At 41.1% G+C, this 17,765-nt stretch carries 16 protein-coding genes and 2 pseudogenes; 17 read left to right on the top strand and 1 reads right to left on the bottom strand.

The features are described 5' to 3' along the window. Window positions 1-84 precede the first annotated feature (84 nt). The 16 genes and pseudogenes from NJ959_RS12210 (at window position 85) to NJ959_RS12135 (ending at window position 16,386) form a co-directional block, all read left to right on the top strand. On the top strand, window positions 85-732 hold the full coding sequence (locus NJ959_RS12210; protein WP_254012027.1) for a phage baseplate assembly protein V: 648 nt from the start codon (window positions 85-87) through the stop codon (window positions 730-732). A 168-nt stretch (window positions 733-900) separates the two neighbouring features. Next, on the top strand, window positions 901-1,332 hold the full coding sequence (locus tag NJ959_RS12205; protein ID WP_254012026.1) for a PAAR domain-containing protein: 432 nt from the start codon (window positions 901-903) through the stop codon (window positions 1,330-1,332). A 112-nt stretch (window positions 1,333-1,444) separates the two neighbouring features. After that, on the top strand, window positions 1,445-1,831 hold the full coding sequence (locus NJ959_RS12200; protein ID WP_373693650.1) for a GPW/gp25 family protein: 387 nt from the start codon (window positions 1,445-1,447) through the stop codon (window positions 1,829-1,831). 5 nt (window positions 1,832-1,836) lie between these two features. Then, the gene (locus NJ959_RS12195) at window positions 1,837-5,214 is read left to right on the top strand and encodes a putative baseplate assembly protein (protein WP_254012024.1); all 3,378 of its coding nucleotides are present in this window, start codon (window positions 1,837-1,839) and stop codon (window positions 5,212-5,214) included. Between the two features lie 3 nt (window positions 5,215-5,217). Beyond that, entirely contained in the window at window positions 5,218-6,183 is a 966-nt protein-coding gene (locus NJ959_RS12190; RefSeq protein ID WP_254012023.1) for a baseplate J/gp47 family protein, read from the top strand. After that, the gene (locus NJ959_RS12185; RefSeq protein ID WP_254012022.1) at window positions 6,170-7,216 is read left to right on the top strand and encodes a phage tail protein; all 1,047 of its coding nucleotides are present in this window, start codon (window positions 6,170-6,172) and stop codon (window positions 7,214-7,216) included. The genes NJ959_RS12190 and NJ959_RS12185 overlap by 14 nt, the downstream gene beginning before the upstream one ends. Before the next feature lie 89 nt (window positions 7,217-7,305). Further along, complete coding sequence (locus tag NJ959_RS12180; RefSeq protein ID WP_254012021.1) at window positions 7,306-10,206, top strand: autotransporter outer membrane beta-barrel domain-containing protein; 2,901 nt, start codon at window positions 7,306-7,308, stop codon at window positions 10,204-10,206. Between the two features lie 44 nt (window positions 10,207-10,250). Beyond that, on the top strand, window positions 10,251-10,475 hold the full coding sequence (locus tag NJ959_RS12175) for a hypothetical protein (protein WP_254012020.1): 225 nt from the start codon (window positions 10,251-10,253) through the stop codon (window positions 10,473-10,475). Window positions 10,476-10,486: 11 nt separating this feature from the next. Continuing rightward, complete coding sequence (locus tag NJ959_RS12170) at window positions 10,487-10,615, top strand: hypothetical protein (RefSeq protein ID WP_309242611.1); 129 nt, start codon at window positions 10,487-10,489, stop codon at window positions 10,613-10,615. Then, window positions 10,596-10,757, top strand: a pseudogene (locus NJ959_RS30685) (Uma2 family endonuclease); the annotation flags it as partial. The gene NJ959_RS12170 and the pseudogene NJ959_RS30685, both read left to right, overlap by 20 nt. A gap of 60 nt (window positions 10,758-10,817) precedes the next feature. Then, a complete protein-coding gene (locus NJ959_RS12160; protein ID WP_254012019.1) occupies window positions 10,818-11,240 on the top strand; it encodes a hypothetical protein in 423 nt (140 codons plus the stop codon). Window positions 11,241-11,242: 2 nt separating this feature from the next. Beyond that, entirely contained in the window at window positions 11,243-13,432 is a 2,190-nt protein-coding gene (locus tag NJ959_RS12155) for an eCIS core domain-containing protein (RefSeq protein WP_254012018.1), read from the top strand. 213 nt (window positions 13,433-13,645) lie between these two features. Further along, window positions 13,646-13,942 carry a hypothetical protein gene (locus NJ959_RS12150; RefSeq protein WP_254012017.1) on the top strand — a complete coding sequence of 99 codons (297 nt, stop codon included), beginning with the start codon at window positions 13,646-13,648 and terminating at the stop codon, window positions 13,940-13,942. A gap of 61 nt (window positions 13,943-14,003) precedes the next feature. Beyond that, window positions 14,004-14,276, top strand: coding sequence for a type II toxin-antitoxin system Phd/YefM family antitoxin (locus tag NJ959_RS12145; protein WP_254012016.1), 273 nt, complete (start codon window positions 14,004-14,006; stop codon window positions 14,274-14,276). Further along, window positions 14,257-14,520 (top strand): Txe/YoeB family addiction module toxin, encoded by a 264-nt coding sequence (locus NJ959_RS12140; protein WP_254012015.1) that lies wholly within the window; start codon window positions 14,257-14,259, stop codon window positions 14,518-14,520. Before NJ959_RS12145 ends, NJ959_RS12140 begins: the two co-directional genes overlap by 20 nt. Window positions 14,521-14,586: 66 nt before the next feature. Next, complete coding sequence (locus NJ959_RS12135; protein WP_254012014.1) at window positions 14,587-16,386, top strand: eCIS core domain-containing protein; 1,800 nt, start codon at window positions 14,587-14,589, stop codon at window positions 16,384-16,386. Here NJ959_RS12135 and NJ959_RS12130 read toward each other — a convergent pair. Then, window positions 16,378-16,593, bottom strand: a complete 216-nt coding sequence (locus NJ959_RS12130) for a hypothetical protein (RefSeq protein WP_254012013.1) — start codon at window positions 16,591-16,593, stop codon at window positions 16,378-16,380. The genes NJ959_RS12135 and NJ959_RS12130 overlap by 9 nt on opposite strands. Before the next feature lie 142 nt (window positions 16,594-16,735). Here NJ959_RS12130 and NJ959_RS12125 point away from each other — a divergent pair. Continuing rightward, window positions 16,736-17,765 (top strand): annotated as a pseudogene (locus tag NJ959_RS12125) (ATP-binding protein); the annotation flags it as partial.

Here is a 17,765-nt window from a genome sequence, read left to right as displayed (position 1 = left end):
AGTGGGGAGTGGGAAGAATAAGTTTTAATTTTTGACTAGGTAATTTATATCATCTTTATGAATTTATTTTGGGAGTAGCTTAATATGATTGGCATAAATTTACTGTCTAATGCTTTGAGTGAATCCGATAGAGAGGGACGTTTTTATGGTGTAACTATTGCTGAGGTGACGAATAACCAAGATGAAGAAGGATTTGGGCGAATTAAGGTAAAGTTTCCTTGGCTTTCAGATACAGATGAAAGCTTTTGGGCGAGAGTACTAACTCCGATGGCGGGGAAAGGTTATGGTATTTACTTTTTGCCGGAAGTTGGGGATGAGGTATTGGTGGCATTCGAGCATGGGATGATTGAATTTCCCTATATTTTAGGAGCGCTTTGGAATGGAAAAGATAAGCCACCAGATACCAATAGTGATGGCAAGAATAATAAACGACTGATTAAATCTCGTAGCGGGAATATTATTCGATTAGACGATACAGAAGGAGACGAGAAAATTGAGATAATTGATAAATCTACCAAAAATAGCATTGTCATTAGTACCAAAGATAATACCATCACAATCGTCGCTGATGCTGACATTACCATCCAGTCTAGCCAAGGAAAACTCAAACTGAAGGGGAATGGAATTGAAATTGATTCCCAAGCCGAGATTAAAATTACAGCTAGCCAAAATATGGACTTGAAAGGAGGACCGCAATTGAATATAAAAGGCAATATAGTCAATATTAATTGAAAGAGGAAGCGATTTAGTTTAGGGGAGGAGCATCTCGTAATAACGAATAAGCTCAATCGACTTGCCCTCTTTAAATTTTGAATTAACACTATCCCCATTTCCCATAGAATTGACATTTATTAGTTTAAAACTCAAAACTCTCTTTCCCATTCTCTAAAGGAGAAAATCATGAGTCAACCAGCAGCCAGACAAGGCGATTTAGTTACAACAAATTGTAACCATCAAGTGAAAGGGCAACCACCTGGCGCACCACTGCCACCACCAGTTGTTGCACAATTGCCCCATCCTTTTACAGCGATAATTGACCAAAATCTTAGTACTAATGTCAAGATTGGTGGTAAATTTGTTGCTTTAAAAGGTAGTAAAGGCAAAGCTCAAGCACATCCTCCTTTACCACCACCGGGTACTGCGCCATTAGGATATGTTAATCCCCCGAATAATGAATTTGAAATTATGGAAGGAAGTGGCTCGGTTAATATTGAGGGAAAACCTGTGGCACGGATAGGAGATAAGGTGAAAACTTGTAGTGAAATACCTCCTCCTCACGGTGTTATTGCAGCGGGGGTGGGTGTGCCGGGAAATGTGTTTATTGGGGGATAATGTGGGTGGGAATGGTGGCTAAATTTCTTTTTTTTAACGCATAGACGCGGAGCGGCTTCTCGCCAGAGTAGGGCGCAAAGGAAAACGCAAAGAGCGCAAAGAGGAGGTTATGATGAGTGGTGATTTTCTGGGTGTGGGATGGACATCTCCAGTTAGGTTGGATGAAGATGGTAGAGTTGTGACGGCGAAATATGAGGATTGCGTTTATCAGTCAATTTGGACAATTTTGAGTACAGCTAAGGGTGAGAGGCTGATGCGCCCGGATTTTGGTTGTGGTATTCATGATTTAGTTTTTGCTAGTAATAGTGCGGCAACTATTGGGGAAATTGTTAGTGAGGTTACTGAATCTTTGATTGAATGGGAGCCGCGTATTGATGTATTGAATGTGGATGTTTATGGGGAGCATAATCGACAAAATCAACTTCTGATTCAGATTAATTATAAAGTGAGAAGTACGAATAATCGATTCAATTTGGTTTATCCGTTTTATTTGGGATAATTGCTATGTTAGTGCCGCCGAAAATTGACAACCGGAGTTATGATGATATTGTTGAACAAACGGTAAATTTGGTTCAACATTTTACGGCTGGGGATGAGATTGAGTTGGTGGAGAATAAAGCTGAATTTTTACGCAATCGCACTCTCGCAGAAGATATTAAAATTACTGACAATAAGATAATATTAGATGGAACGTTAATCGACCGAGATTTGGCAGATTATATCGAAAATATTGATAATTTAAAAAAAGTCAAAGTCAAAATCAAAGGTTGGTACAAACCCGAAAAACCAGACCCCGGTTTGGCACTTATTCGTATTTTTAGTCGGATGGCGAATTTAGCTATCGCACGTCTCAATCAAGTGCCAGAAAAGAACTTTATGGCTTTTCTGGATATCCTCGGTACTCAAATTTTACCGCCCCAACCTGCTAAAGTCCCCCTCACTTTTTCTTTAGTTAATGGTGTTACTGAGGATAAATTAATTGTAATTCCAGCAGGCACGCAAGTTGCTGCACCTCCCCTTGAGGGAGAAACAGAGGAAGTTGTCTTCGAGACAGAAAGAGATTTGGTAATGACAACCTCTCAGCTACAAGCTATATTTGTCCGACAGCCTAATGGGGATTTATATAGTGAATGTAGCCAAGAAGATAAACCTTTTCCGATATTTGTAGGGGCAGAGGCAATCCCTCATTATCTCTACATTGCTTGCGACAATCTTTTTAGCCTACCCGCATCCAAAAATGTTACCTTAAAAATTAACTTGCCCGCTCCAGTAACTGCGGCAGCACTCGCTCCGATTACTTGGCGTTATTGGGATGGCGTAAATTGGCAATTGTTACCAGTAAATTCCACAGTAACCAATAATTTATGGCAAATTGCGATCGCAAATATGCCAATTCCCACTCAGCTCACCATTAACCAAATCAATGCCCCGTGGTTGCGGGCTGAATTTACCCAGCCTTTAACTGAAAACTCGTTACTATATTTTGGCAGGATTATGGTTACTGCCGAAGTTTTGAGTAATCCTATCAAACCGGAATTATGCTTTGGCAACGGTACGACACTTGACTTAAGTAAAGATTTCTATCCTTTTGGGGAGCAACCCCGTTTCAACGACACTTTTTATATCGCAATCGAGCCTAAGTTTGCCAAACCTAAAGCCAAAGTGACAGTCGATGTCAAACTCAGCGATACCCCACCCACACCAGTTAACCCTTCCACCGATTTAGAGATTAATTGGGAAGTTTGGAATGGCAATAATTGGGAATCAGTGAAAAATGATAACTTTAAGGATTTGACGGAAAACCTTACCAAAAGTGACAAGATTAGTTTTACCTTACCCCCCCAGATAGAGTCAACAAATCTAGGGGGAGAAAACGGATATTGGGTGCGAGCCAGAATTGTCAAAGGTAATTACGGTACAGAAACTGCCAATCAATTGACTACTTTTGCCATACTTGTAGAAAAAGCCGATAAAGGCAGTACCAAAATTAAAATTAATAGCCTGCGAGGATTCATGATTGACGATAGTATTTGGATTGATTCCGGTAGCAATCGCGAAGGAGCAATTATTACTAGTATTGATTTTACCAATAATCTTATCACCTTGAATGGAGGAATCACCAAACAGCGGGAATCGGGAACCAGTATATTGCTCAATTCCACCTCAATTTTTGGTCCGCCATCAGTAGCATCCCTAACACTCAGCTATAGCTACAATTCTGGCGATACTCCCCTGTCAGCATGTCAAACTTATAATAATTTTAACTATTGCGATCGCAAAAATCAAGCCAATCAAAATAACCCCTGGCAACCCTTCACCCTCACAGAAGACACCGAGCCAACTTTATATTTAGGATTCGACAAACCTTTTGCTAACCGCGCGATTTCCCTCTATGCCCAAGTAGAATCTCCCAATCCCAACGAAGTTTCAGCAACTAATATTAACACTACTAACCTCACATCGCCCCAACTAGTCTGGGAATATTATAATTCTCAGACTTGGCAGAAATTAGCAGTCGAAGATGAAACCAGCACCTTTGCCGAAAGAGGAATCATTCGATTTATCGCACCAACAGGCTTAACTGCCAAAACCGAATTTGGCAAATCCTTATATTGGCTGCGAATTCGTTATCAAAACTGGCAAAACAGCCAATTTCGCGTCCAACCCCAACTCAAAGCCTTCCTCACAAATACCACTTGGGCAACCCAATCCACAACAATATTTAACGAAATACTCGGCTCCAGCAATGGCAAACCAAACCAAATTTTTACCACCAGCCAAACCCCAATCTTACTCGAACAAAAACTTGAAATACAAGAATCAGAAATACCATCCACAGAAGAACAAAATACCATCAAATCCCTAGAAGGAGAAACAGCAATAACTATTCGCCGCAACGATACTGGAGAAATTGAATCAGTCTGGATTACATGGCATGAAGTCAGCGACTTTTACGCCTCCGGAGCTAGAGATAGACACTATGTCGTCAATCGTTTAACAGGAGAAATCGAATTTGGTGACGGAAAACATGGCATAATTCCTCCCCAAAATCGCAATAATATTCGCATATCTTCCTATCGCACCGGAGGCGGAATACGCGGAAACCTTGCTGCTCAAAGAATCACTCAGCTTAAAACTACCATTCCTTATATAGATAGCGTCACCAATTTAGAACCTGCTGGCGGCGGAAGCAATCAAGAATCCATCGAAAGAGTCAAAGAAAGAGGAGCCAAATTTCTCCGCCATCGAAATCGAGCTGTCAGCGTTCAAGATATTGAAGATTTAGCTTACGAAGCATCTCCAGATATTGCCAGAGTCAAAGGAATTCCACTTATTTGCGATTCCCTGTCTGAGGAGTTGTGGTTAGATCCAAATAATCCCAATTATAACTCAGAAAACCATCAACAACTGATTGAAAAAAAGAACCCAGGCTTAGTCAAACTATTAATAGTACCTCGCAATCATTCTCCCCAACCCATCCCCAGTTTAGCACTAATTGAGCGCGTAGAAAATTATATCCGCGATCGCGCTTCTCCTACACTTAGTCTTTGGGTTGGCAGCCCCCAATGGCTGGAAGTTTCGGTGACAGCAGAAGTTGTGCCGACTTCCTGGGAATTTACCGATACGGTGAGAAATACTGTTATCCAGCGTTTAGAAAGTTTTCTCCATCCGCTTACAGGAGGTGTCAGCGGAGAAGGATGGGCATTTGGTAGGGAACCCCACCAGTCAGATTTTTATGCCTTAATTGAAGCGATTAATTATGTAGATTATGTCCGTTCTTTATTGGTAAAAATCAAACCAGAACCGCCAAAACCGCCAGAACCTTCAGAACCCTTTCTCATTTTTTCTGGGATTCATAATATTACAACTATAGGAGGTTAATAAATGTCCATACCGCTACCTAATCTTGACGATCGCACTTATGCTGATTTAGTAGAAGAGGCAAGATCTCTTATCCCAATCGAATCTCCTGAATGGACAGATCACAACCCTAGCGATCCGGGAATTGTCCTGATTGAATTGCTAGCTTGGTTAACTGAAATGACACTTTATCGTGTTAACCAAGTGAGCGATCGCAATTACGAAATGTTTTTAAAATTACTCAAAGATCCAGATCTACAATGGAAATTGCCTAACGATCCAGTAGAATCAGAAGTACGATCAGCAGTCATTCACGAAGAAATTCGCCTAACTATTGTAGCATTGCGGCAGCGCTATCGGGCTGTTACTACTGAAGATTTTGAGCAACTCATTTTAAAAGACTGGGAGAAAGCTAGCCTGATTAAACGGGTAAAAGTTCTACCTCAACGCAATTTAGAATCAGAGAGAAAAGAAGCAGGCAATTTAGGATCGGGCAAAAAAGAAGCTCATAGTGACATCAGTTTAGTTATCGTTCCCGTTAATAATAACTTAACAAAAGAGCAAATGAATGAATTAAAAAAATGGCTAGATGATCGAAAATTACTGACAACTCGCCTTCACGTCGTACTACCCAATTATAGAAAAGTTAACATCGAGGCTGACTTATATTTAGAAGACGGTGCTGATAGAAATAAAGTTGATCGAGATGCCCAAATAGAAATCAGAACCTGCTTCAATCCTATAGAATCGGGAACTTATTGGCATGGTGGCGGTTGGCCGTTTGGCCGCAATGTTTATGTTTCAGAACTCTATGCTTTATTAGATAAAGTATCGGGAGTAGATTACGTTGACAATGTGAAACTTTCCACACCGGATAAAACAGATGAAAATCAAAGTACCACCGACATTCTTCTCGAAGACGACGAATTAGTTAGTGTAGACAAGTTAACTTTCATATTTAAGGATCGATCTGGCAATGTCTGGAAATAGCAGCGATTACATTAAATATCTTCCAGCGACACTTCAAACTGATGAATTGATTGGTGAGTTTCTCCTGGCGTTTGAAAAGATTTTAACGGGGGAAAATTTTCCGCCTCGAATCAACCCAGGAATTATCGAAAGTTCAACCTCTAATCCACCCGGATTAGAAGCAGTAATTGAATCGATTCATACCTACTTTGATCCTGATTTAACACCAGAGGAATTTCTCCCTTGGCTAGCTAGTTGGGTGGGTTTAAGTCTGAGGGATGATTGGCAACCTAGCACTCGGCGTGAGTTCATCAAAAGAATTGTTCACTTCTATCACCTTCGTGGTACTAAAGAGGGATTGAAACAAGTTTTAAGCCTCTATTTAAGAAGTGTCGATTTACCAGATAATGTCACAATTTATGAGGAAGATTATTTTCCCCCCTACTACTTTCAAGTTGAACTGAAACTGTCCAGACTAGAGTCAAGCCTTTACGAACAGCAAGTCCGAATCGCTAAGGCAATTATCAACCAAGAAAAGCCTGCTCATACTTATTACGGCTTGAAAATTCAAGTCCCGTCGATGCGGATTACGGGCAATCTTTATGGAGTTAATATCAAGCCAATTAATTTTTTGTATTTAGTGGGTTATCGGGTAACATACATGATTAGAGCCACAATTAAGCGCCCAGAGGGGGGAAATAATAATCTGAGATTGAGTATTAAAGGAGGGTTAGGACAAGTGAAAATTTACAGTTATAAAATCGGCACAGGCGATCTTGAAGTCAGCTATACTTTAAGTGAAGAGGAAATTAAGACAGTGAAAAATTGGTATGTCGCAATTGACAACTTGAGCGTGAGCGAGGCTAAAGGTTCCCTCTTGATTACAACTACTTACTCTGAATCTAAACCGGAAACTCAGTCACAACTTAAATCGGAAACTCAGTCACAAGAATATAAATTATCTTTGCCGCGTGGGTTAAAAATATACAAACCAAAGTACGATGAAGATAAAGATGGTAATACTTTCCTGGGAACGGTAAAAGTTGAAACTTAATAAGTTTCAATAACTGCTTTGGTGGGCATTCCCCAACAACCAAAAAATAAACAGTCTAGAAAACATCGTGAACAAAGGAGACAAAAATTATGGCAGCCGATGGAATTACGAACCCAACCGACAAACGTCCGAATTATTTTGCCGGACAGTATCTCTTAGAAGAAGACTTTCAAGACGAACAACAATACCACATTGATCGCCAACGCTGGCACCACCACCTACTCCATATTTCCGGCATTGCTGAGGGGCTGAAAGTTGAGAAAGGAGACGGTAATTTAGTCGTAAATATCTCAGAGGGGAGTGCGATAGATATTCAAGGAAGACAAATTATTTTACTAAATCCCCCGAACTTACCGAACACAGTAGTAAATTTAACAGAAATTTTCAGCAATAATAATGCTGCAATTCCTAATGGCACTTACACCTTATATATTGGATATGACGAACAAAAAACTGATCAACAAAATGCAGGAGATGATATTACCGACAGCAGGCGTTGGCAAGAAAAGCCTAAATTTCAATTAAGTTTAGACAATCTTACAGCTTCTATTCCCTTAGCCAAAGTAACAATCAGCAATGCCGTTATCGACACAATCAATAATAGTGTTCGTGTATATTCTGGTTTGCGCTTGCCTAGCTATGATGGAGAAATCACCCTCCGTGCCCAAAAGGGTGAAAACAAATCTCTAGCTGAATTGAATGGAAGTTTAAACATTGCTGGTACGTTTTCTGTGATTGGTAATGTCGGGATTGGTACGACAAATCCGCCGACAGAAAAACTGGAAATTAGTGGCGGTAATTTGAAAGTTAGCGGCGGTGATTTAAAAGTTACTGGGAATATGTCTGCTACTAATGCCACATTAACTGGCAATGTCGGTATCGGTACTACTCCTGGTACTCAAAAATTAGAAGTATCGGGGAACATTAAAGCTACTGGTAGCATTACAGGGAATAGTTTATCTGCGACTGGTAAGATTTCTGCTACTGATGCCGAATTGACTAACAACCTTTCGATCTCAGGTGCAATTAAACCCAGTGCAGGTAATGATTCAACTAAAGGGATTATGTTTCCTGAAAACCCTGGTGGTGGTGGTGGTGGAGATGCCGCCTGGATACGCTATTATTCACGGAATCCTAATTCCATAAGTGCTTCAGAAAAAGAGCAGTTAACTTTAGAAATTGGCATAGCCAATGATGCTAACGATCATATCGCTTTAATGCCTTCTGGTAATGTTGGTATTGGTACGACAAGTCCGGCAACCAAACTGGAGGTTAGCGGCGGTGATTTAAAAGTTAGTGGGAATATATCTGCTACTAATGCTAATTTGGGTGGGAATCTTTCTGTGACTGGTAATGTCGGCATAGGTACGACAGATCCAGGTGCATCTAAATTAAAAATTGCCAATTCTACATCAGATTTTATCGATATTTTATTTGCTGGTAGCGGAATGGGTCAGCTACAAATGACTGGATCTCCAGCGGGTTGGAATATTGGTGCGAAGACCAATGGTAAGAATCTTTTTCTCAATTTTGCTTCGCAAAACTCAAATGTATTGATTGGAAGTACTGGGCAGGAATTATATGTCAGAAGCGATGGTAATGTCGGCATAAGTACGACTTCTCCAGACCGAAAACTCACTATCAAAGCTGATTATTCAGCATCGGATGATGCCCAACAGTTATTAATCCAGGGTGCCACTAATACCAATAATCAACTGGTGCTTGGCTATCATACGACTAAGGATTATGGATCTATTCAGGTAGTTACACAAAATACCCCAAATCCCACATTTCGACCTTTGATGCTTAATCCAAGAGGTGGCAATGTTGGTATCGGCACAGCGAGTTCTACGGCGAAGTTAGATATCAGTGGTGCTGCTGATACAGTTGGACAGATATCACTGCAATTGAGAAGTGGTAATAGTAACGCTAACTATAATAGTAATCAACTCACACTGGGGTACAGCAATACAGATCAATACCGCCATACCATAAAAACTCGTCATAACGGCGGAGCCAGAAGTGGTAATGCCATTGACTTTTATGTCTGGAAGTTTCTTGATGCCAACAATAAAGATAATCCAGGAGACATTGGCAGCCTACATACCCTGACGCTGGATGGTGGCAATGTTGGTATCGGCACGACAAGTCCGGGAGCCAAGTTAGAGGTTAAAGGTTCAACAAAAGACAATACAGGGACAGCACTAAACATCACCGATTCAGATGGAAAAAATATTTTACTCGTCAGAAATGATAGTAAAGTCAGCATCGGTTATCCATCCAACTTGTCATATTATCAAGACAACACATCTGCCCAACTATTAGTAATTTCAAAAACACCCAATGGTGGTACAATTCCCAACAATCCTGAGTCAGTTTTGGCACTCATTCGAGATGGTGTTAACAATCAGTCTTGGGGAAATATGGCTGATTTTCGACTCAAGCGGTATGAAAATGCAGGAACCGATGCTCGTACTCAGCTAGATATAAACCTTACAGATGGTAATTTTATGCCTCAACAGGTGATGAGTCTGAGAGCGAATGGCAATGTCGGTATCGGGACAAGTTCACCCACTGCCAAATTGGACGTGGCAGGAAAAATTAAATGCCAAAATCTTAGAAATCAAGTCTTCGCTAATAATAAAGTGGAAACCAATTCAAAAAGCTGGATTGATATGCCCGATATGTCGATGACTGTAACTACTGGGGACAATCCAGTATTAATTTTATTTAAAACTGGAGGTGTTCAATGTGGCGACGTACAAAATGAAAGGGCTCAATTTCAGTTGTTAGTTGATGGAGTGCCAAAGGCTTATACACTACATGAATTTCACAATAAAGGTTGGGAATTAAGAGATGTAGCTCTCAACTATTTAGAAATACTCAAGGCTGGTTCTCACACAATTAAAATTCAGTGGCTGGCAGAATACGGGACAATAACAGCGTGTTGGTATAAAGATTCAAGAAGTTTGATTGCCGTGGAACTATAATCTAATAATTGTCCAACCATTATTGAAAACGGAAAAATAATTTCATGAAACAACAACTCGAACAACGCCTCCAATCCCTCAAAGTCGAATTTGAATCTGGACAAAAAATCCTGGCAGATTTAGAAGCAAAACAAGCAAATATCCGAGAAACATTACTCCGGATTAGCGGTGCGATTCAGGTAATCGAAGAAGAATTAAATAAAGCATCTGAAGTTGCCGAAAATCGTAATCAGCCACCTGAAACTGTTAACACAGAAGTTGTAACATAAGCAGGCTTTCCATGATTCAAACACTACCAAAACTACTAACCTTTGATGAGTTTATTGACTGGCTGCCAGAGAATATGCGCTACGAATTACATGATGGATTGATTGTAGAGATACAACCTACCACCAGACTTAGCAATTGAAGCAGATGTCACATCCAAGACTACCCTCGATATTTATGAAGCATTAGAAGTTCCAGAAGTATGGGTATATACCGCTGAAAAATTTACAATCAACGTTCTCATAGATGGCAAATATGTTGAATCTAACACCAGTCCAACTTTTATTTAGTATGCTAAACTTTAAGTCAGAGAGCCTATAAGAGTCACCTACAGCCGGGATAACATGATGACAACTCAGCAAGTGACAATCGAGCTTCCCGAACCCGTCTTTCGCCAATTGGTTCGTATTGCCGCAGCAACGCAACAATCTGTGGAAGTGCTAGCTGCTCAACGTGTGGTTAGCAATCTGCCTCCTTCTGTAGAAAACGCTCCACTAGAAATACAGCCAGAGTTGCTGAAGATGCAAAACCTTAGTATCGAGAAGTTGCTAGGGATCGCTAATACTTTAGTAGAACCAACTCAGCACCAGCGTCATCTCGAACTATTAGAGAAAAACAAAGAAAGTTTGCTTGCACCAGAAGAACAGGAGGAACTGACAAACTTACGATTAACCGCCGATTTCCTGATGCTTCGCAAAGCCTATGCTTGGTCTATTTTACGCTGGCGCGGACATCGGTTGCCCCCCTTGAAAGAGTTACCTGTATAGCTGTGAGAATTCCAGAAAAACTTCGACAGCAAGTTATTTTTCAAGCCGATTATCGCTGCGAATACTGTAAAATCTCCTCTCGGCTGACTGGAATACTTTTGCTTATAGAACATATTCTCCCCTGTTCTCTTGAAGGCACAGATGACCGCCAAAATTTAGCAGCATCTTGTTATCGCTGCAATGAGTTCAAAGAGAGCCATTTTATGAAACACCAACACCTGAGTCAAACCAAAAATGCGATCGCAAATCATCGAGAAGGTGAGATCCCATCATCTCCAACCCAAATTACCCGACATTCTCCTCATCCGATTTTAGAATTACAAAGCTTGATCGGCAATCGCGCCGTTAACCAACTCCTAGCAGGTGAACCTCTAGTACAAACCAAACCGCTATTTCGGGGTTTATCTCATGAATTAGCAATTCAACCCAAACTGACAATTGGCTCACCTGGAGATAAATACGAACAAGAAGCCGATAGCATTGCCAAACAAGTTGTCAGTCAAATGAATGGGCAAGAAAATTCACAGATTCAGCGGAAACAAACGCCTGAAGAAGATGAAGAACTGCAAATGAAGCCAATAGTGCAGCGTCTAGGTGAGGGAAATAGTATGACTGCTCCACCGGAATTGTCAACATCAATTCAGCAGTCAAAATCCAGCGGTCAACCCCTGGCAAATACCATTCGGCAACCAATGGAACAGGCATTTGGAGCAGACTTCAGTGGAGTAAAAGTTCATACTGATACTCAATCTCATCAGCTCAATCAATCAATTAATGCTCAGGCTTTCACCACTGGACAGAATATTTTCTTCAGACAAGGTTTATATAATCCTGGGAGTCGGGGTGGGGAGGAGTTAATTGCTCATGAATTAACCCATGTGGTGCAGCAGAATGGTGTGGGCAATCATCACACGGCAAATCGATCGATTGCCCAAGCAGATCGATCGGCAGAAGCAAACATTGAAACTATTACACCAAACTCAGCAAAAAGCATCACACAAAACGCTTCACCGTCACTCAAGCGAACCATTCAGCGAAAAATCGGCTTCGAGATAGAGACAGGAATCCCGATTACAAGAGAGGAAAATCTAGGACAATACGTAGATCCAAACGATGCTTTCGATGCAACTCACGTTCTAGAGATTCCTGTACTGGGAGGTTCAAAACTTACACCAGATCATATTCCCCGTCACACCCGGGATGCTACCGAAGATTTCGATGATTGGCCTATTATCGAGTTTGCGAGTGCCCCAGTTGATGAAACCCAATCGATCAGAAGCTTCAAAAGGATTGCAAACACTTGGTTAGACTTGCTTGTCAATTTACGCAGCAAAGTTTCTGGTACACCCCCACCGAAACCTTTATCTAACTATGTTGGGGGCGCTCCAGCAGACATTTTCATGGGTTATCCCGGACTGCAAACACTCGAAGATGAAGAACTGGATCGAGTAGTAATACAGGCTACAGTTGGAGCGCGTTTAGACCGTTTGGCAAACCCGATGACAGCAGTATCTACTGTAACAACAGGTAAGACATCGGTCTGGGATCGAGCTGGTGCAGCAGGAAAAGCTGTGACCAATGCCTCAACTTTAATCGATAATGTGAAGGCGCAGATTCCGCCACTAACACTCAGTACATTCAATCTAGTTGGTAAGTCGAAACAGAGACAACAAATCGACGAATTGCGCGGATTCCTGATGCTGATTAGTAACTATTTAGTAGCGGGCTTTGATGTGAAGAGTGGCTATATCAAAAACCGGACTGCTTGGTTCTACAAGAGTAAGTTATCGGATGTTTGTAATGACCTGGTAGCATCGAATAGTTATGCAAATACAGTGTTAAGAGGAACACAGGCGGCTTGGGTTAAGAGTGAGATATTGACTGTTAACCTCCGACTTGCAACTGACGATGTATTTTATTATGCGCCTCAAGTTGGTCTTGATTGTCAAACATGGTTGGATGAGGTATTTGCAGGCACGAACGATCAGGTATTTGAGAATGCAAAGAATCCGTGGTCACTCGACATCGCACCTGATAGGGTGAAGGGTCGATTAGCGGCTGTTATGGAAATGCGCTCACCCGGCGTAAATTTCGATCCAGGCAAAATGTTTAAGCTCAGTACAGATCGAGACGATATTGTTGACTACCTAGCAGTTTTGTATAGAGAACAGCGGAACTGGCAGGATATTTAATACATTCAATGATTGATAATCAAGCTACCCAATATTATTTACGTGAGTTCGACGGTTTTTGAAAGCCTTGCTACAAAAGGATCTATTTTATTGGGTTTTTTAGGATTTTCACGAAATCATCAGGGTTTCAGCAATTTTCGTCGAACTCAGGTTATTTGGGAGCATCTGATTGATTTTGGTAAAATGGAGAAAGTTTAGCTAAAGGTGGCAGTAATGGCATTGAAATCGATTAGCCTGGTGTTGCCAAATGAGCTGATAGCGCAGCTTCAACAGTTGATGGTAGATAGCCCTGATACACTGGACCAATTTGCGATTCAGGCGATCGAACACGAACTTCAGCGCCATCAGCGTGTCAGCCAACCGCAAGCCTTCTGGGCTAAAGTGGAAAGCATTCAGGCACAGATGAAGATCGAGGGGATTGAAGTGAATCCGGATGAGATTTGGGGAGATGTGCGTGATGCCTCTGGCGGGCGAAGCCATCGCTCTCCATGTCGGGAGATTTTACTATGAGAGGTTTGACAAAAATACAAACTAAACTTTCAACTGAGAAACTATATCCGAGGAGAAAGCTGTGAATTCCATCACCATCAACCAATTTAAAAATAACATCCAAGACTTGATCGAACAAGTCATCGATCGACATATTCCTATCAAAATTACTGACAAAAATGGTCGAGATTTTATTGTGATTAGTGCTGAAGATTGGGAACAACAACAAGAAACTTTGCTGGTTTTGCAAAATAGCAATTTAATGGAACAGATTGCCCATTCTCTGGCTACCCATACCCAAAATAAAGGCTACTCTCCCAATCAGGAAGAACTAGATGAGATACTTAGTATTTGAGGGCAATACCTGGGAAATTTACGAAGAACTTAGGCAAAAAGACAAAAACCTACATAAAAATCTTTGTAAACTTATCAAAGAAATGCTGAGAGAAGATCCCGCTACGGGAACGGGAAAACCAGAAGCTTTAAAACATAATTTATCGGGGCTATGGTCAAGAAGGATTTCTCAAAAAGATCGCCTTATTTACAAATTTGATGATAAATATGTTTATATTTTTGCCATAGGTGGTCATTATGATTAATTTAATTAATTTTAGTGCGATCGCAGATAATAAAGAAAAACTTCCATCGGAGCTGAGGTAAATTTTATGAGACACCAACACCTAAGCAAAACCCAAAACGGAATGCCTCCATCAGGGGAAGCCATCGCGCCCCCTCAAACCCAAATCACCCATTCTTCCACTCATCCAATCGAACAATTGCAAGGCTCGATTGGCAATCGCGCCGTTAACCAACTCCTAGCCAACCAACCTTTAGTACAAACCAAACCGCTATTTCAGGGTTTATCTCATGAATTGCTAGCAGAGTCTCAAACTATCCAGAATAACGAACCCATTCAAGCAAAGGAAGCTGATAGTGTCAGTGTGTCCGAAGTACAGCCAGAAAATAAAACTGGACTACCGGATCAACTGAAAACAGGGATAGAAAACCTCTCTGGGATAGGGATGGATGATGTAAGGGTTCACTACAATTCCTCTAAACCTACCGATGTACAGGCATTAGCATACACTCAGGGAACAGATATTCATGTGGCATCTGGACAGGAAAAGCATTTACCTCATGAAGCGTGGCATATAGTACAGCAAAAGCAGGGAAGAGTAAAACCAAGTTTTAAGTTAAAGAATGGAATAGCGATCGACGATAGTCCAAACTTAGAAAGAGAAGCGGACATCATGGGAGCTAAAGCCAAAACAATAAGTCATAAGGTTCATCACAACGCAACAATAGAATCAAATTCCTTTGTTCAATCTCCAATTACTGCTAACTCTACTCAACAACTCACATCAAATTCTTCACCTAATAGAGATGCGATCCAACGAGTGGCTGTGGATGCCTGGGGAGGGACTTTTTCTGATTCAAATTACGCGGTCAAAAGAGAAAAAGGTTATGGTAACGGTACCCTGATTGGTGCATATATAAAAATAACGTTTACTCCCAATGAACATTGTCCTAAGAATGTAAAAATTGGGTTGATGCAGATAGTGAGAGTGATAGGAGCGGATGAAAATCCGGGATTACAAAAAGACGTATTGAAATCGACTGAAAGGTGGGCAATAGATCGACAAAGTGACTCTAACCCCGTTTATGGCTCGTCAGATGCCGAGAGTGGTAAGAAGTCAAAAACGCTAACAGATAACCAACCGTCCATTTTAGCAGAGCGGGAAAATCCTTTTAAAGAAGATTCTCCAATCATAGAAGTCGGCGCACAACTGGGAGAGCGCTGGAGGAATGATGGACAGAATGCAATACTAACTGACGATCCAAGAGTCTTTTTGAATACCAATCGAGAGCAAAAAATGCTTTTTGAAACTACGGCAGTTGTCTTAGAAGGGAAATATAAAGGTCTAGCTTTAGGAACTGTTAGTTGGGGATGGACAAAGGCAGCAGGAGTTCAACAACTACTTCTTGAACCCTTTCAGTTAGTTCAAAACAGTGGTAGTACCGAGAACTTTAAAAATGCAAGTAAAGTTTGGAATGAAGCTGCTGAGGAACATGAACTTGTTCCTATTCCTACTATACGTGATTCTAATTACAGACCAAGTAAGTGTTTCTTGACTACTGCTTGCGTGGAATATCTGGGATTAAGTGATGACTGTGAAGAATTAACGACATTGCGAAGATTTAGGGATACTTACTTATTATCGAAGTCCAACGGGAAAGATCTGGTCGAGTTATATTATGAACACTCTCCTAAGATTGTTGCAGCAATTCATGAACAAGAGAATAAAGAAGAAATTTTGAAAGGTTTATATCGCATTATCAAACAATGTGTTGACTCAATTCAACAAGGAGACAATGAATGGGCGTATCAAACATATTGCAAAATGGTGATTGAATCGAAAGAGAAGTTTATTCCCAAATGCCTAATCTCTATTCCATCATACTAGGTTGCATGAGTAATTAGCACGATCGTCGCGATTGTACACCAATTCTGATAAAGTAGAATCTTCCGTAGCAGAGGATGAAAGAGTCGGGGCAATTTTATTGTCACCTAAAACTCGTCGCCGCAGTTTGGGAAAAACATCATGAGACAGCCATATCAGAAGCCAGCTAACAAAGCGATCGCGCAGCGCCTCCAAGAGAGAATCGCTCAATCTCCTACTCATCCTATTGAGGAATTACAAAGTGCGATCGGCAATCGAGCCGTCAGAAATCAGAGACTACACCTTCTATTAAAACCAAAGCGATTTCTTTGATAGCATGATGCGATCCCCCGGTTACTGCTAAAAATCCCCTATGCCTAACTCCCCACTCGACAATCTACTCCCCTTATTACAAAGGTTAGATCAAAGGCTAGAATATGCGATCGCTCTCACCAAAATTACCCACCAGGAATCCACTGATACAGACTCCTATCGCGGCTTACATGTTAATTCAGAAGACGCACGTCGCTCGCTCTCTAATCCCCCCGGCGTGCCCCTATTTTACCCCAATGCGAAAACAGAACTCCCCTCAGATTTCATCCCAGCAGATTCCCGTTTAGCCCAATTACAGCAACAATTCGAGTTATCAGATTTCGACTTAGAAATAATTGCGATCGCACTCGCCCCGGAACTCGATCGCCGCTACGATGCCATCTACGCCTACCTCCAAGACGACATCCGCTGCAAGCTTCCTAGCGTCGATTTAGCCCTCAATTTACTCTGCCCTCATGCCGCAGATAAACTAGCTAAACGAATCCATTTTGCCTCAGAGTCTCCTTTAATTCGTCATAATTTATTACATCTAGTTCCAGATAGCACTAGCGCCAAATCCACCCTTTTAGCTCGTGAATTTTATCTAGATAACCAAATAGTTCGCTTTCTCCTCGCCCAACCCGGAATCGACGAACGACTCGCCCCCTATTGTCAACTTATTCACCCTACTATTTCTCTGATTAATTTATCTTTAACTCCCGAATTAAAACAAGGATTCAAAACCTTACTTAGCCAAAATAGTCAAGAAAATAAGCCTCTAAGCTTCTATTTCCAAGGAACAGATATACCAGGGAAACTCCAAACAGCAGCATCTTTAGCCGGAGAACTCCAAGTTCCCTTAATTACCGTAAATTTATCTGTAATTATCGAAAATAAAAATAACTTTCAACCAACATTGAAACTGATATTGCGCGAAGCTTGGTTTCAGAAAGCTGTCCTTTACTTAGACGGATTAGATTCCTTATACGGCGAGGAGCAAGTAATCTATTATCAGTATTTAATTGAAGCAATTGCCCCAGGATTTGGCAAAAACCCAGATAATACTCTTGCTCCCCCCTTCAATCCAGATA

Origin of the sequence: Limnofasciculus baicalensis BBK-W-15, assembly GCF_024178385.1 — a bacterium.
Taxonomy (GTDB): domain Bacteria; phylum Cyanobacteriota; class Cyanobacteriia; order Cyanobacteriales; family Coleofasciculaceae; genus Limnofasciculus; species Limnofasciculus baicalensis.
The sequence above is the reverse complement of the archived record's forward strand: the minus strand, read 5'-3'. Positions and strand labels throughout refer to the sequence as shown.

Coding starts and splice junctions, on each gene's coding strand:
- NJ959_RS12170 (WP_309242611.1), top strand. CDS start 10,487: ATGATTCAAACACTACCAAAACTACTAACCTTTGATGAGTTTATTGAC.
- NJ959_RS12135 (WP_254012014.1), top strand. CDS start 14,587: ATGAGACACCAACACCTAAGCAAAACCCAAAACGGAATGCCTCCATCA.
- NJ959_RS12180 (WP_254012021.1), top strand. CDS start 7,306: ATGGCAGCCGATGGAATTACGAACCCAACCGACAAACGTCCGAATTAT.
- NJ959_RS12160 (WP_254012019.1), top strand. CDS start 10,818: ATGATGACAACTCAGCAAGTGACAATCGAGCTTCCCGAACCCGTCTTT.
- NJ959_RS12210 (WP_254012027.1), top strand. CDS start 85: ATGATTGGCATAAATTTACTGTCTAATGCTTTGAGTGAATCCGATAGA.
- NJ959_RS12190 (WP_254012023.1), top strand. CDS start 5,218: ATGTCCATACCGCTACCTAATCTTGACGATCGCACTTATGCTGATTTA.
- NJ959_RS12150 (WP_254012017.1), top strand. CDS start 13,646: ATGGCATTGAAATCGATTAGCCTGGTGTTGCCAAATGAGCTGATAGCG.
- NJ959_RS12175 (WP_254012020.1), top strand. CDS start 10,251: ATGAAACAACAACTCGAACAACGCCTCCAATCCCTCAAAGTCGAATTT.
- NJ959_RS12185 (WP_254012022.1), top strand. CDS start 6,170: ATGTCTGGAAATAGCAGCGATTACATTAAATATCTTCCAGCGACACTT.
- NJ959_RS12195 (WP_254012024.1), top strand. CDS start 1,837: ATGTTAGTGCCGCCGAAAATTGACAACCGGAGTTATGATGATATTGTT.
- NJ959_RS12140 (WP_254012015.1), top strand. CDS start 14,257: ATGAGATACTTAGTATTTGAGGGCAATACCTGGGAAATTTACGAAGAA.
- NJ959_RS12200 (WP_373693650.1), top strand. CDS start 1,445: ATGAGTGGTGATTTTCTGGGTGTGGGATGGACATCTCCAGTTAGGTTG.
- NJ959_RS12205 (WP_254012026.1), top strand. CDS start 901: ATGAGTCAACCAGCAGCCAGACAAGGCGATTTAGTTACAACAAATTGT.